The 13,135-nt window shown below is 66.7% G+C and carries 14 protein-coding genes and 1 tRNA gene; 10 read left to right on the top strand and 5 right to left on the bottom strand.

What is annotated here, in order from left to right; translation table 11 throughout:
• The 6 genes from ureC (at nucleotide 1) to AC4BAR_RS01935 (ending at nucleotide 4,398) form a co-directional block, all read left to right on the top strand.
• Nucleotides 1-1,719, top strand: coding sequence for an urease subunit alpha (ureC, locus tag AC4BAR_RS01960; protein ID WP_490626132.1), 1,719 nt, complete (start codon nucleotides 1-3; stop codon nucleotides 1,717-1,719).
• On the top strand, nucleotides 1,719-2,381 hold the full coding sequence (gene ureE, locus AC4BAR_RS01955) for an urease accessory protein UreE (RefSeq protein ID WP_490626131.1): 663 nt from the start codon (nucleotides 1,719-1,721) through the stop codon (nucleotides 2,379-2,381). Before ureC ends, ureE begins: the two co-directional genes overlap by 1 nt.
• 2 nt (nucleotides 2,382-2,383) lie before the next feature.
• Complete coding sequence (locus AC4BAR_RS01950; RefSeq protein ID WP_490626130.1) at nucleotides 2,384-3,067, top strand: urease accessory protein UreF; 684 nt, start codon at nucleotides 2,384-2,386, stop codon at nucleotides 3,065-3,067.
• 5 nt (nucleotides 3,068-3,072) lie between these two features.
• A complete protein-coding gene (gene ureG, locus AC4BAR_RS01945; RefSeq protein ID WP_490626129.1) occupies nucleotides 3,073-3,726 on the top strand; it encodes an urease accessory protein UreG in 654 nt (217 codons plus the stop codon).
• 53 nt (nucleotides 3,727-3,779) lie between these two features.
• Nucleotides 3,780-3,867, top strand: a tRNA-Ser gene (locus AC4BAR_RS01940).
• A gap of 39 nt (nucleotides 3,868-3,906) precedes the next feature.
• A complete protein-coding gene (locus AC4BAR_RS01935; protein ID WP_490626128.1) occupies nucleotides 3,907-4,398 on the top strand; it encodes a hypothetical protein in 492 nt (163 codons plus the stop codon).
• 27 nt (nucleotides 4,399-4,425) lie between these two features.
• Here the strand turns inward: AC4BAR_RS01935 and hemW are convergent, their stop codons facing one another.
• Genes hemW through AC4BAR_RS01910 form a run of 5 tightly spaced genes read right to left on the bottom strand, consistent with a single transcriptional unit; the run spans nucleotide 4,426 to nucleotide 8,928 of the window.
• Nucleotides 4,426-5,616: a radical SAM family heme chaperone HemW gene (gene hemW / locus AC4BAR_RS01930; RefSeq protein WP_490626127.1), complete on the bottom strand. Its 1,191-nt coding sequence runs from the start codon at nucleotides 5,614-5,616 to the stop codon at nucleotides 4,426-4,428.
• Nucleotides 5,613-6,224, bottom strand: coding sequence for an RdgB/HAM1 family non-canonical purine NTP pyrophosphatase (gene rdgB, locus AC4BAR_RS01925; protein WP_490626126.1), 612 nt, complete (start codon nucleotides 6,222-6,224; stop codon nucleotides 5,613-5,615). The genes hemW and rdgB overlap by 4 nt, the downstream gene beginning before the upstream one ends.
• Nucleotides 6,225-6,252: 28 nt before the next feature.
• The gene (gene rph / locus AC4BAR_RS01920; protein ID WP_490626125.1) at nucleotides 6,253-6,981 is read right to left on the bottom strand and encodes a ribonuclease PH; all 729 of its coding nucleotides are present in this window, start codon (nucleotides 6,979-6,981) and stop codon (nucleotides 6,253-6,255) included.
• A gap of 46 nt (nucleotides 6,982-7,027) precedes the next feature.
• On the bottom strand, nucleotides 7,028-7,924 hold the full coding sequence (locus tag AC4BAR_RS01915) for a PP2C family protein-serine/threonine phosphatase (protein WP_490626124.1): 897 nt from the start codon (nucleotides 7,922-7,924) through the stop codon (nucleotides 7,028-7,030).
• Entirely contained in the window at nucleotides 7,921-8,928 is a 1,008-nt protein-coding gene (locus tag AC4BAR_RS01910) for a serine/threonine protein kinase (protein ID WP_490626123.1), read from the bottom strand. The genes AC4BAR_RS01915 and AC4BAR_RS01910 overlap by 4 nt, the downstream gene beginning before the upstream one ends.
• 73 nt (nucleotides 8,929-9,001) lie before the next feature.
• Between AC4BAR_RS01910 and AC4BAR_RS01905 the strand changes: the two genes are divergently transcribed.
• From AC4BAR_RS01905 to AC4BAR_RS01890, 4 genes are all read left to right on the top strand, one after another.
• A complete protein-coding gene (locus tag AC4BAR_RS01905; RefSeq protein WP_490626122.1) occupies nucleotides 9,002-9,907 on the top strand; it encodes a YicC/YloC family endoribonuclease in 906 nt (301 codons plus the stop codon).
• A gap of 5 nt (nucleotides 9,908-9,912) precedes the next feature.
• The gene (gene gmk / locus AC4BAR_RS01900; protein ID WP_490626121.1) at nucleotides 9,913-10,533 is read left to right on the top strand and encodes a guanylate kinase; all 621 of its coding nucleotides are present in this window, start codon (nucleotides 9,913-9,915) and stop codon (nucleotides 10,531-10,533) included.
• A gap of 17 nt (nucleotides 10,534-10,550) precedes the next feature.
• Complete coding sequence (rpoZ, locus tag AC4BAR_RS01895; protein ID WP_490626120.1) at nucleotides 10,551-10,754, top strand: DNA-directed RNA polymerase subunit omega; 204 nt, start codon at nucleotides 10,551-10,553, stop codon at nucleotides 10,752-10,754.
• A gap of 130 nt (nucleotides 10,755-10,884) precedes the next feature.
• Complete coding sequence (locus AC4BAR_RS01890; protein WP_490626119.1) at nucleotides 10,885-13,131, top strand: RelA/SpoT family protein; 2,247 nt, start codon at nucleotides 10,885-10,887, stop codon at nucleotides 13,129-13,131.
• Nucleotides 13,132-13,135 lie beyond the last annotated feature (4 nt).

Below are 13,135 nucleotides of genomic sequence, written 5' to 3'. Positions count from 1 at the left end.
ATGGCGACCATCGGGAGGCGTGCCTACGCCGAAATCTTCGGCCCCACGGTGGGCGACCGGGTGCGGCTGGCTGACACCGACCTGCTGATCGAGGTGGAGAAGGATTTCACCTTGGCCGCCGGGGGCTACGGTGAAGAGGTCAAGTTCGGCGGCGGCAAAACCATCCGCGACGGCATGGCACAAAGCCAGCAGACCCGGGAACAAGGCGCGGTGGACACGGTGCTGACCAACGCGCTGATCGTCGACCACTGGGGCATCGTCAAGGCCGACATCGGGCTGAAAGACGGCCGCATCGCCCGCATCGGCAAGGCCGGCAACCCCGACGTGCAGCCGGGCGTGGACATCGTCATTGGCCCCGGCACCGAAATCATCAGCTGCGAAGGCATGATCGTCACCGCCGGCGGCATGGACTCGCACATCCACTTCATCTGCCCGCAGCAGATCGAAGAAGCCCTGGCCGCTGGCATCACCACCATGCTGGGCGGTGGCACGGGTCCGGCCACCGGCACCTTTGCCACGACCTGCACGCCCGGGCCCTGGCACATCGCCCGCATGCTGCAGGCCGCCGACGCTTTTCCGATGAATTTGGCCTTTCTGGGCAAGGGCAATGCCAGCCTGCCGGCCGCGCTGCACGAGCAGATCAACGCCGGTGTGGTGGGTTTGAAACTGCACGAAGACTGGGGCACCACGCCGGCCGCCATCAGCAACTGTTTGGACGTGGCCGACGCCACCGACACCCAGGTGGCCATCCATTCCGACACACTCAACGAATCGGGCTTTGTGGAAGACACCATCGCCGCCACCAAGGGCCGTGGCATCTGCGCCTTCCACACCGAAGGCGCCGGTGGTGGCCACGCGCCCGACATCCTGCGGGTGGTGGGCGAGGCCAACTTTTTGCCGTCCAGCACCAACCCCACCATGCCTTACACGGTGAACACGCTGGACGAGCATGTGGACATGCTGATGGTCTGCCACCACCTCGACCCGGCCATTGCCGAAGACCTGGCCTTTGCCGAGAGCCGCATCCGCAAGGAAACCATCGCCGCCGAAGACATCCTGCACGACCTGGGCGCCATCAGCATGATGAGCAGCGACAGCCAGGCCATGGGCCGGGTCGGCGAGGTGATTCTGCGCACCTGGCAGACGGCGCACAAGATGAAGGCGCAGCGCGGCAAGCTCCCCGAGGACAGCGCGCGCCACGACAACTTCCGCGTCAAGCGCTACATCGCCAAATACACCATCAACCCGGCCATCGCCCACGGCATGAGCCACGAGATCGGCAGCATCGAGGAAGGCAAATGGGCCGACCTGGTGGTCTGGAAACCGGCCTTCTTTGGTGTCAAGCCTGCGCTCATCCTCAAAGGAGGCAGCATTGCGATGGCGGCCATGGGCGACCCCAACGCCTCCATCCCCACGCCGCAGCCGGTGCACTACCGGCCGATGTTCGGCGCCTTTGGTGGCTCGCTGGCGCGGGGGTCGTTGACCTTTGTGTCGCAGGCCGGCCTGGCGGCCGGCATCGGCGAACGCTTTGACTTGAAGAAAACCCTCAGTGCGGTGAAAAACATCCGCGGGGTGCGCAAACAGCAGATGGTCCACAATGCCGCCTTGCCCCGGATGGAGGTCGACGCCCAAACCTACGCGGTGCGCGCCGACGGCCAGCTGCTCAGCTGCGAGCCGGCCACCGTCCTGCCCCTGGCCCAACGCTATTTTTTGTTCTGATGCTGTCCATTTCCAAATGCCTGCCCGGTGGCCATGGCCTCGCCCCCGTCCTTCTCAAACGCGCCGCCACGGTGGCGCTGGACTGGGATGTGCGCCAGAAAAGCCGCTTTGACGCCACCGACAGCCAGGGCCGCCGGCTGGGCGTGTTTCTACCGCGCGGCACGGTGGTGCGCGGCGGCGATGTGCTGGTGGCCGAAGACGGCTCGCTGGTGCGGGTGCTGGCCGCGCCCCAGGCGGTGCTGCGCATCACCCCCTGCAGCGCGCACGGCTCGCCGTTTGACCTGGTGCGCGCCGCCTACCACCTGGGCAACCGCCATGTGCCCATTGAACTGACGCCCGACTTCCTGCAGATTGAGCCCGACCATGTGCTGGCTGAGATGCTGCAGGCCATGCACCTGATCGTCAACGCTGTCGACGCGCCCTTCGAGCCGGAAAACGGCGCCTATGCCGGTGGCGGCCATGGCCATGCCACCACCCCCGCAGCCCATGTGCATGGCCCCGACTGCAACCATGGGCATGACCACGCCCCAATGCCCGCAGCGGCCCCGGCACCGCATGTGCATGGTCCGAACTGCAACCACGGCGACCATGGCCACGACCACGCCGCCCCCGCGGTGCAGCCAGTGGCGGTGCAGTTCCACAAGCACCGCCCGCCGGGCTGAGCATGGCGCCCTCGCCGCTGTCGGCCACCGGCCTGCTGCAGCTGATCTGGCTGGCCTCGCCGGCCCTGCCGGTGGGCGGCTTCTCCTACTCCGAAGGCCTGGAATCGGCGGTCGAACACGGGCGGGTGACGTCAGAGCATGACGCGGCCAACTGGCTGTCGGACCAGCTGGCGCTGGGCCTGGGCCGGGCCGACTTGCCGGTGCTGGCCCAGGCGATTGCCGCCTGGCGGGCCGATGACAGGCCACGCCTGACCGACCTGACCCATTGGCTGCTGGCCACCCGCGAAAGCGCCGAGTTCCGTCTGCAAACCGAGCAGATGGGCCGCTCGCTGGTGGAATGGCTCAAGCTGCAGCACAGCGACGTGGCCGATGCCTTTTCCGGCCTGGCCCCCACCTGGCCCGTCGCCTTTGCCTTTGCCGCCGCCCGGGTGCCGGCCAGCGTGCACGACGCCTGCCTGGCCTTCGCCTTTGGCTGGGCCGAGAACATGGTGGCCGCCGCCATCAAGGCCGTGCCGCTGGGCCAGAGCGCCGGCCAACGCATGCTGGCCCGGCTCACCCACGAAATCCCGGCGGTCGTGGAACAGGCCCTCCAGCAGAACGACGCCGACCGCATGGCCTTCACGCCCATGCTGGCCATTCTGTCGGCCCGCCACGAAACCCAGTACTCCCGCATCTTCCGCTCCTGAACACCATGGCCCTGCACCACATCCCCCACCGCACCAAAAAACTCCCGCCGCTGCGTGTCGGCATTGGCGGGCCTGTGGGTTCCGGCAAAACCACGCTGCTGGAAATGCTCTGCAAGGCCATGCGTGCGCGCTGGGACCTGGTGGCCATCACCAACGACATCTACACCAAGGAAGACCAGCGCCTGCTCACAGTCAGTGGTGCGCTGCCGGCCGAACGCATCCTGGGCGTGGAAACCGGCGGTTGCCCGCACACCGCCATCCGCGAAGACGCGTCCATCAACCTCGAAGCCATCGACCGCATGCTGGCCCAGTTTCCCGACGCCGACATCGTCTTCATCGAGAGCGGCGGCGACAACCTGGCCGCCACCTTCAGCCCCGAGCTGAGCGACCTGACGATTTACGTGATCGACGTCGCCGCCGGCGAAAAGATCCCGCGCAAGGGCGGCCCCGGCATCACCAAAAGCGATTTGTTCGTCATCAACAAGACCGACCTCGCCCCCCATGTGGGCGCCAACCTGGATGTGATGGACGCCGACACCCGGCGCATGCGCACCGGGCCCCAGGGCCTGAAGCCCTTTGTGATGACCAACCTCAAGACCCTGAGCGGCCTGGACGAGGTGGTGCGCTTCATCGAGACCAAGGGCCTGATCACGGCCTGAGCCGCCCTGTGGCCCCCTGGCACCAGGGGGCTGCGGGCTAGAATACAGGCCAAGGAAGCGTGGCAGAGTGGTCGATTGCACCGGTCTTGAAAACCGGCGACGGGCAACCGTCCGTGAGTTCGAATCTCACCGCTTCCGCCAGACCCGGCCTGCCGCAGGCCGCTGCCAAGGACCCGTGCCATGACTACCCCCCGACTGATGCTGGCCGCCGCCCTGTGCCTGAGCACGGCCTGGGCCGCCGCCCAAAGCCCCGAACAATTCACCAAGAACGCGCTGAGCTTCGCCACCCGGGCGGCCTACCCCATGGTGCAGGTGCAGGCCACCGAGAACAAGGGCCAGTGGGTGCAGACCCAGGCCCGGGTGACCAACAGCAAATGGGCGGTGAAACCGATCGACCCCCACACCCCGGTGTTCACCGCCACCGCCAACTTCGACCTGCTGTCCGGCGTGGGCGAGCCCAAGGACAACCAGGCCGAGGCCGAGGACACGCAGGACCTGACGCTGAACAAGGTCGAGCGCATGGCACTGGAATACCAGCCCACCGCCACCGGCTGGGCCTTCAGCAAGGGCAGCAGCACCTCGCGGGGCGTGGTCACGCCGCTGACGCCGGCCGATGTGAAGCCCAACACCCCGCTGCACTGGGTGGTGCAGGGTTTCTCGGTCAAGCCCTGAACCGGCGCACCCCACCGGGCTGCGCCCTCACTCGGCGAGAAACAAGGCCTGCAGGTCGCTGAGGAAATCAAAGCCCCGGGTGGTGGGGCGCACGCTGGCAAAGTCGCGCTCGATCAGGCCCTTGCGCTCGGCCTCGGCCAGGCCCTTCTGGATCGCGGTGATGGGCAGGCCGGTGCGTTCACTGAACTGCAGCAGCGCAAAACCGTCTTTCAGGCGCAGCGCGTTCAGCATGTACTCGAAGGGCAGCTCGGCCCGGCCCACCTCGTCGCTCTGTGCCACCGCCTCGCCGCTGAGCGCCTGGGTCATGTAGCGCTGCGGGTCACGGAAGCGCACCTGGCGCACCACCCGGTGGGCAAAGCTGAGCTTGCTGTGGGCGCCGGCGCCAATGCCCAGGTAGTCACCAAACTGCCAGTAGTTGAGGTTGTGCACGCAGCGGTGGCCGGGCTGGGCATAGGCCGACACCTCGTAGCGGGCCAGGCCACTGGGGGCGGTCATCTCGGTGATCTGGTCCAGCATGGCGTAGGCCAGGTCGTCCTCGGGCACCACCGGCGGGAACTTGGCGAAATAGGTGTTGGGCTCGATGGTCAGGTGGTAGATCGACAAATGCGGCGGCGCCAGCGCCAGCGCGGTCAGCACGTCCTGCGCCTGTTCGGCCAGGGTCTGGCCGGGCAAGGCGTACATCAGGTCGAGGTTGAAGGTGTCAAAGGCCTGGGCGGCCTCTTCCACCGCGGCCAGGGCCTGGGCCCTGTCATGCACCCGGCCCAAGGCCTTGAGGTGCTGGTCGTTGAAGCTTTGCACGCCCACGCTGAGCCGGGTCACACCGGCGCCACGGAAGGCACGGAAGCGGTCTTTCTCAAAGGTGCCGGGGTTGGCTTCCAGCGTGACCTCGCAATCGGGCGCCAGCTTCAGCCGGGCCCGGATGTCACCCAGCAGACGGTCGATGGCCTCGGGTGAAAACAGGCTGGGCGTACCGCCGCCGATGAAGATGCTCAACACCTGCCGCCCCCAGACCAGCGGCAGTGCGGCCTCCAAGTCGGCCACCAGCGCGTCGAGGTAGCGCTGCTCCGGCAGGCCGCCACTGGCCTCGTGCGAGTTGAAATCGCAGTACGGGCATTTCTTCAGACACCAGGGCAGGTGCACATAGAGCGACAGCGGTGGTGGCGCCGGCAGCTGCAGCGTGCCCGGGCGCATGTAGTGCTGAATGTCGGGCAGGCTCATGGCAGGCCGAACCAGCGCTCGCGCATCAGCGCCACCATCTGCGCCGCGGCGCGGCCACGGTGGCTGTGGGCGTTCTTCACCTCGGGTGGCAGCTGGGCAAAGGTCTGGCCGAACTCGGGCAGGCGCATCACCGGGTCAAAACCAAAGCCGTTCTCGCCGATGGGTTCGCGGGTGATCTCGCCCACCACCCGGCCCACCGCCACCAGCGGCTCGGGGTCGTCGGCGCGGCGCAGCGCGACCAGCGTGCTGACCATGGCGGCGCGCCGATTGTCGATGCCTTGCATCTGCTGCAGCAGGGCCTGCACGTTGTTGTCGTCGCCTTTCTCCAGGCCGAACTGGGTGGCATAAAAGGCGGTGTCCACCCCGGGCAGGCCACCGAAGGCATCGACACACAGACCGGCGTCGTCGGCCAGGGCCGGCAGACCGCTCAGGCGGGCGGCGTGGCGGGCCTTGGCCAGCGCGTTCTCGACAAAGGTGCGGAAGGGTTCCTCGGCTTCGGGAATGGCCAGCTCGGCCTGGCGCACCAGCGTCAGCCCCAGCGGGGCCAGCAGCACCTGCAACTCGGCCAGCTTGCCGCGGTTGTTGGAGGCCAGCACGATCTGTTTCATGCCGCCACCCCGCTGTGCTGGGAGAAGCTCATTTCGCCAGCGCTTCGGCCTGCAGGGCCACCAGCTCGCCAATGCCTTTTTCGGCCAGCGCCAGCAGCGCGTCCATCTCGGCGCGCGAGAAGGCCACGCCTTCGGCCGTGCCCTGCACCTCGACGAAATGGCCGGCGCCGGTCATGACCACGTTCATGTCGGTGTCGCAGGCCGAGTCTTCGGTGTACTCCAGGTCCAGCAGCGGCGTGCCGTGCAACAGGCCCACCGAGATGGCGGCCACCGGCCCGAGGATGGGCGAGGCGCTGAGCTTGCCGGCGGCGATCAGCGAACGCACCGCGTCACTGGCGGCCACGAAAGCGCCGGTGATGCTGGCGGTGCGGGTGCCGCCGTCGGCCTGCAACACGTCGCAGTCCAGCGTGATGGTGCGCTCACCCAGGGCCTTGAGATCGAACACCGCGCGCATCGAGCGGCCGATCAGGCGCTGGATTTCCTGCGTGCGGCCACTCTGCTTGCCGCGTGCGGCCTCGCGGTCGCTGCGGGTGTGGGTGGCGCGCGGCAGCATGCCGTACTCGGCCGTGACCCAGCCCTCGCCGCTGCCCCGTTTGTGGCCCGGCACTTTTTCTTCCACCGAGGCGGTGCACAGCACCCGGGTGTTGCCGAACTCGATCAGCACCGAGCCCTCGGCGTGCACCGTGTAGTGGCGGGTGATGCGCACCGGGCGCAACTGGTCGGGGGCGCGCTGGCCGCTGCGGATGAAATCGGTCATGGAAGGGTCCGTGTGAAAAATGGGAAGGGCACGGTGGTGCCCGTGGTCAGCCTCGGCCAGCCGAGCTGCGGCGGATGGCCTCGTTGATCTCGGCAATCGAGCGTTCGATGGCGGCGTCGTCGAACTCGTCGAGCTGCAGGTCATGCGGGCCGGCGGCGATGGTGGAGGCAAAGCCGCCATCGCTGTCGCCGTCGCCGGCGTCGGGAGCGGTGTCGATGGCGTGGGGGGTTTCCCATTCCAGCGCCAGCGCGGTGACGTTGTCGCAGCGCTTGCCGCCGGCCAGCAGCGCCTGGGCCACCATCTCGGGCACGGCGTCGGCCACCGGTCGGTCGATGGACAGTGCTTCGGTGATGGCCTCGTCGGACAGGTTGCCCCACAGGCCGTCGGAGCACAGCAGCAGGCGGTCACCCTGGTGCAGCACAAAGGGCTGGGACAAATCAAACACCGGCTCGGTGGGCGAGCCCAGGCAGCTGAACAACACGTTGCGGTTCACTCCCTCGGGGCCGCCGGCGGCCTGGTGCTCGACAAAGGAATGGTCGCGGGTGCGCAGCAGCAATTTGCCCTTGCGCACCACATACAGCCGCGAATCGCCGCAATGGATCCAGGTGGCCTGGCCGTCCTGCAACAACAGCGTGACCAACGTGGTGCGCGGCGTGTCCAGCATGCCGCGCTCGCTGGCGTAGCGCAGCAGTCGCTCCTGCGCGGCCATCACCGCGCGCGACAGAAATTCCACCGGCCCGGCGATGCGCGGCCTGGCCTCGGCCTCGTACAGCGAAGAGATGACCTGCAGGGCCAGCTGCGCCGCCACCTCGCCTTCGGGGTGGCCACCCATGCCGTCGGCCAGCATGAACAGGCCCGAGCCCCGGGTGTAGCAATAGCCCATGCGGTCTTCGTTGACGGCCCGGCCACCGCGGCGGGACTGCTGAAAAACCGAGAATTTCATTTGGCGCGCGGGCCCGGACCGAGGCCACCGAACACTGTCTTGCGGGCTTCCGCCACCACGTTGTCAAACTGCAGACGCATCTTTTCTTTCATCGAGAGCTGGGTGTAGAGCCGTTCGCCTTCGCGCGACAACTCCTTTTGCAAGGCAAACACCGACTGCGGCCGGGCCAGTGGGTCCAGCGCCATGCACCACTCGACCACCTCGATCAGGTTGTCGGAGTAGATGCCGCGCAGCCGGGACAAGGCCAGTGACAGCCGGTCTTTTTCCTGGCGCTGCGGTGCGTCGTTGGGCGGGTAGCCCTGCATGCAGGCGTAGATGCAGGCGCCGATGGCGTAGATGTCGGTCCAGGGCCCCATGGAAGAGTCGCGCCGGTACATTTCGGGCGCGGCAAAACCGGGGGTGTACATCGGGCGAATGAAGTTGCCCTCTTTGCTCAGCACCTCGCGGGCCGCACCGAAGTCGATCATCACCGCCTTGTTGTCGTCGGTGACGAAGATGTTGGCCGGCTTGATGTCCAGGTGCAGCATCTTGTGCTGGTGCACGATGCGCAGGCCGCGCAGGATCTCGTCGAACAGCGAACGTATGGTGGACTCGCGGAACACCTTGGGCTGCTTGAGCTCGCGCGCGGCGATGATGAAGTCCTGCAGGGTCGCCCCCTCCAGGTAGTTCATCACCATGTAGACGGTTTCGTTTTCGCGGAAAAAATTGAGCACACTCACCACCGAGGGGTGGGAGATCTGCGCCAGGGCCCGGCCTTCCTCAAAGAAACTTTTCAGGCCCAGCCGGTACAGCGAGAGCTTTTCGGGAACGATTTGTGGCAGCAGCTCGCCGGGGGCCCGGGAGGCCAGCGACGAAGGCAGGTATTCCTTGATGGCCACCTTCTGGTGGTCACTGCCAATGGCCAGGTAGACCACGCCGAATCCGCCGGCGGAGAGCTTGCGCACAACCTTGTAGCCACCGATCAAGGTGTCGGGTGGCAAGGAGGCGGGTTTGACCTTTGACATAATTTGATACTTCGCTCAGCAAACCTGCAGGGCGCGGCGCCGATTGACCCCACCAGAAAGACAGCGAACGCCCATGTCAGTTTACAGTATGACCGGCTATGCCAGCGTTCAACGGACCCCCGCGGCCGAAGGCGCATCACCCCAGGCCGGACCCCGCCTGGGCCTGGAAATCCGCTCGGTCAACAGCCGCTTTCTCGACCTGGTTTTTCGCCTGCCCGAAGAGTTGCGCCACGTGGAGCCGGCGCTGCGCGAACGCCTCACCGCCCGGCTCAAACGCGGCAAGGTGGAGGTGCGGGTGGCCCTGGAGTCAGCCAGCGGCTCCCCGCTGCGCGACCCACCCACCGCCACCTTGCAACGCCTGGGCTCGCTGCAGGACACCATCAAGGCCTGGCTGCCCCAGGCCGCCCCGTTGAGCGTGGCCGATGTGCTGCGCCTGGCCACCGCCGACGAGGCGCCGCTGCGCGACCTCAGCCCCGAGCTGGTGGCCCTGATGCAGCAGGCACTGGACGCTTTGCTGGACGCCCGGGCCCGCGAAGGCCAGCGCCTGGTGGAGATGCTGCTGGACCGCACCGCCTCGCTGCGCGCACTGGCCAAGCTGGCCACGCCGCTGGTGCCCCAGCTGGTGGCCCAGCAGCGCCAGCGTTTCCTGGAACGCTGGCAGGAAACCCTGGCCCTGGCCGGCGGCGGCGTCAGCCCCGAGGCAGCGCAGGACCGCGCGCTGGCCGAGGCCACGGCGTTCGCCATCCGCATCGACGTGGCCGAGGAGATCACCCGGCTGGACGCCCATTTGGACGAGATCGACCGCCTGCTGAAAAAAGGCGGCGAGGTCGGCAAACGACTGGACTTCTTGATTCAGGAACTGCACCGCGAGGCCAACACCCTGGGCTCCAAATCGGCCGCCATGGAGCTGACCCGCATCTCGGTCGACATGAAGGTGCTGGTCGAGCAGATGCGCGAGCAGGTTCAGAACATCGAATAAACCCCATGGACTTCCCCGGCAACCTCTTCGTCGTCGCGGCCCCCAGCGGCACCGGCAAATCCAGCCTGGTCAAGGCCTTGCGCGAGGCCGATGCGGCGGTGCTGCCGTCCATCTCGCACACCACCCGCCAGCCGCGTGGTCAGGAGCAGAACGGCCGCGAGTATTTTTTCGTCGGAAAAGACGAGTTCGACACCATGGTGTTGTCGGGCGCGTTTCTGGAATGGGCCGAGGTGCATGGCAACCGCTATGGCACCTCCAAACAGGCCATCCAGGACCGCATGGCCGCCGGCGGCGATGTGGTGCTGGAAATCGACTTCCAGGGCGCTTTGCAGATCAAGCGGCTGTTCACCAACGCGGTGCTGATCTTCATCCTGCCGCCGAGCTGGGAGGAGTTGCGGGCCCGGCTGGAGCGCCGCGGCGAGGACAGTGCCGAGGTGATTGCGCTGCGCCTGCAGAACGCCGACCTGGAGATGCGACAGGCCAAGGAATTCGACTTCGTTATAATCAATGAGCATTTTGACCTGGCCGTGGCCGATCTCGTGACCATCGTGCACGCGCAAAGGCTCAGATTTGCGGCACAGCGCCGAGCACGGGCGCAAACCTTCGCCGCCTTGAACATCACCTGACCTTCTGGAGCAACCCCATGGCCCGCATCACCGTCGAAGACTGCCTCGAGAAAATCCCCAACCGCTTCCAGCTGGTGCTGGCCGCGACCTACCGCGCCCGCATGCTGAGCCAAGGCCACGCCCCCAAGGTGGAGAGCAAGAACAAGCCCTGCGTGACCGCGCTGCGCGAAATTGCCGACGGCAAAGTGGGCCTGGAAATGCTGAAAAAAGTGCCCGGCTGAGCCCCCTCACAAACCCTTCAAAAAGCACCGCAACGCGGTGCTTTTTTGTTGGTGGCGGCGATGCCCGGCGCCAGCCGTTACAGTTGGGGTCTGTTCACACGGTTTGACCCCTGAGAACAAGCCTTCCACCATGAAAACTGCAACGCCGTCCGCACCGGGCGAAGCCAAGCCCGTCCACCCGGCCGCTGCCAATGCGGCTGCGGCCAGTTTCGCGGCGCTGACGGCCAAGCTCGATTACCTGGAGCCGGCCGACATCGAGCAGGTGCGCCAGGCCTATCGCTTCGCCGACGAGGCCCATCTGGGCCAGCTGCGCAACAGCGGAGAGCCCTACATCACCCACCCGATTTCGGTGGCCCAGCAGTGTGCCGAATGGAAGCTGGACGCCCAGGCGCTGATGGCAGCGCTGCTGCACGACATCATCGAAGACTGTGGCGTCAGCAAGGTCGAGGTCATCGAGCGTTTTGGTGCGCCGGTGGCCGAGCTGGTCGACGGCCTGACCAAGCTCGACAAGCTGCAGTTCAACACCCGCGAGGAAAGCCAGGCGGAGTCCTTCCGCAAGATGCTGCTGGCGATGGCGCGCGACGTGCGGGTCATTCTGGTCAAGCTGGCCGACCGCAGCCACAACATGCGCACGCTGGGCGATGTGCCGGTGGCCAAGCGTGGCCGCGTGGCCCGCGAAACCCTGGAAATCTACGCCCCCATTGCCCACCGCCTGGGCCTGAACCAGACCTACCGCGAGCTGCAGGACCTGGCGCTGCGCCACCTGCGCCCCTGGCGCTACACGGTCTTGTCCAAGGCCATTGCCAAGGCGCGGGGCCGCCGGCGCGACCTGATCCAGAAGGTGCAGAACGAGCTGGAATCGGTGTTCCAGAACCAGGGCATCCCGGTGCGCATTTCGGGCCGCGAGAAAACGCTGTACTCCATTTACCGCAAGATGCGGGAAAAGCACCTGAGCTTTGCCGAGGTGACCGACATCTACGGCTTCCGCGTCATCGTGCCCAGCGTGATTGACTGCTACACCGCCCTGGGCGTGCTGCACCAGCTCTACAAGCCCGTGCCCGGCAAGTTCAAGGACCACATCGCGATTGCCAAGGTCAACGGCTACCAGTCGCTGCACACCACGCTGGTCGGCCCGTCGGGGGTGAACGTCGAGTTCCAGATGCGCACCGAGGCCATGCACATGGTGGCCGAATCGGGCGTGGCCGCCCACTGGCTGTACAAGGCCAGCGACTCCGGCAGCACCAGCGCCGACCGGCTGGGCAACAAGTGGCTGCAGTCGCTGCTGGACATCCAGAACGAGACCCACGACGCCACCGAATTCTGGGACCATGTGAAGGTGGACCTGTTCCCCGACGCGGTCTACGTGTTCACGCCCAAGAGCCAGATCATGGCCCTGCCCCGCGGTGCCACCGTGGTCGACTTTGCCTATGCCATCCACAGCGACGTGGGCGACCGCGCCGTGGGCGCCAAGGTCAACGGCGAACAGGTGACGTTGCGCACCGAGGTGAAAAACGGCGACGTGGTCGAGGTGGTGACCGAACCCAACTCGGCGCCCAACCCGGCCTGGCTGGGCTTTGTGCGCACCGGCCGGGCCCGCTCCAAGATCCGCCACCACCTGAAAACCATGGCGCAGGGCGAGTCGCAGTCGCTGGGTGAAAAGCTGCTGGCCCAGGCGGTGCGTGCCGAGGGCATGGACAAGATTCCCGACGACAGCCCGGCCTACCAGCCGCTGTGGGACAAGCTGCTGCATTTCAGCGGCAACCGCACCCGCGACGAATTGCTGACCGACATCGGCCTGGGCAAACGCATCGCCACCATGATTGCCAAACGCCTGGTGGCCCTGCTGTCCGAGCGCGGTGAGAAAACCGACGCCCTGCTGATGTCCCGCGAACGCTACAGCGCCCACGACACCGTGTCGCAAGGCTCGGTGGTGCTGGACGGCAGCGAAAACGCCTCGGTGCAGTACGCCAGCTGTTGCCGACCGATTCCTGGCGAGCCCATCGTCGGCTACCTGGGCCGGGGCGAAGGCCTGGTGGTCCACACCGCCGAATGCGCGGTGGCCAAGCGTTTGCAGTACAAGGACAGCGAACGCTTCATCACCGTGGAATGGACCGACGAGCCGGTGCGCGCTTTTGAAACCGGCATTGTGGTCACGGTGACCAACGGCAAGGGCGTGCTGGCCCGGGTGGCCGCGGCCCTGGCCGTGGCCGAGGCCGACATCACCCATGTGGACATGGGCGAAGAGCCGGTGCAGGAAGCCACCGACCTGCGTTTTGTGGTGTCGGTGCGCGATGTGGCCCACCTGGACGCCGCGCTGCGCCAGCTCAAACGCACGCCCATGGTGTTGCGGGCGGTGCGGGCCCAGCCCTCGCGCTGAAGCC

This window comes from Rhodoferax sp. SPJ4 (assembly GCF_058216275.1).
Note: the sequence above shows the minus strand (reverse complement) of the source record. Positions and strands in the feature narration are given on the sequence as shown.

Excerpts from the sequence above, each read along its gene's own strand:
- AC4BAR_RS01915 (WP_490626124.1), bottom strand. The coding sequence starts at position 7,924 with ATGAAATTCTCGGTTTTTCAGCAGTCCCGCCGCGGTGGCCGGGCCGTC.
- rph (WP_490626125.1), bottom strand. The coding sequence starts at position 6,981 with ATGACCGATTTCATCCGCAGCGGCCAGCGCGCCCCCGACCAGTTGCGC.
- ureG (WP_490626129.1), top strand. The coding sequence starts at position 3,073 with ATGGCCCTGCACCACATCCCCCACCGCACCAAAAAACTCCCGCCGCTG.
- AC4BAR_RS01905 (WP_490626122.1), top strand. The coding sequence starts at position 9,002 with ATGTCAGTTTACAGTATGACCGGCTATGCCAGCGTTCAACGGACCCCC.
- hemW (WP_490626127.1), bottom strand. The coding sequence starts at position 5,616 with ATGAGCCTGCCCGACATTCAGCACTACATGCGCCCGGGCACGCTGCAG.
- AC4BAR_RS01950 (WP_490626130.1), top strand. The coding sequence starts at position 2,384 with ATGGCGCCCTCGCCGCTGTCGGCCACCGGCCTGCTGCAGCTGATCTGG.
- ureE (WP_490626131.1), top strand. The coding sequence starts at position 1,719 with ATGCTGTCCATTTCCAAATGCCTGCCCGGTGGCCATGGCCTCGCCCCC.
- ureC (WP_490626132.1), top strand. The coding sequence starts at position 1 with ATGGCGACCATCGGGAGGCGTGCCTACGCCGAAATCTTCGGCCCCACG.
- AC4BAR_RS01890 (WP_490626119.1), top strand. The coding sequence starts at position 10,885 with ATGAAAACTGCAACGCCGTCCGCACCGGGCGAAGCCAAGCCCGTCCAC.
- AC4BAR_RS01910 (WP_490626123.1), bottom strand. The coding sequence starts at position 8,928 with ATGTCAAAGGTCAAACCCGCCTCCTTGCCACCCGACACCTTGATCGGT.
- rpoZ (WP_490626120.1), top strand. The coding sequence starts at position 10,551 with ATGGCCCGCATCACCGTCGAAGACTGCCTCGAGAAAATCCCCAACCGC.
- gmk (WP_490626121.1), top strand. The coding sequence starts at position 9,913 with ATGGACTTCCCCGGCAACCTCTTCGTCGTCGCGGCCCCCAGCGGCACC.
- AC4BAR_RS01935 (WP_490626128.1), top strand. The coding sequence starts at position 3,907 with ATGACTACCCCCCGACTGATGCTGGCCGCCGCCCTGTGCCTGAGCACG.
- rdgB (WP_490626126.1), bottom strand. The coding sequence starts at position 6,224 with ATGAAACAGATCGTGCTGGCCTCCAACAACCGCGGCAAGCTGGCCGAG.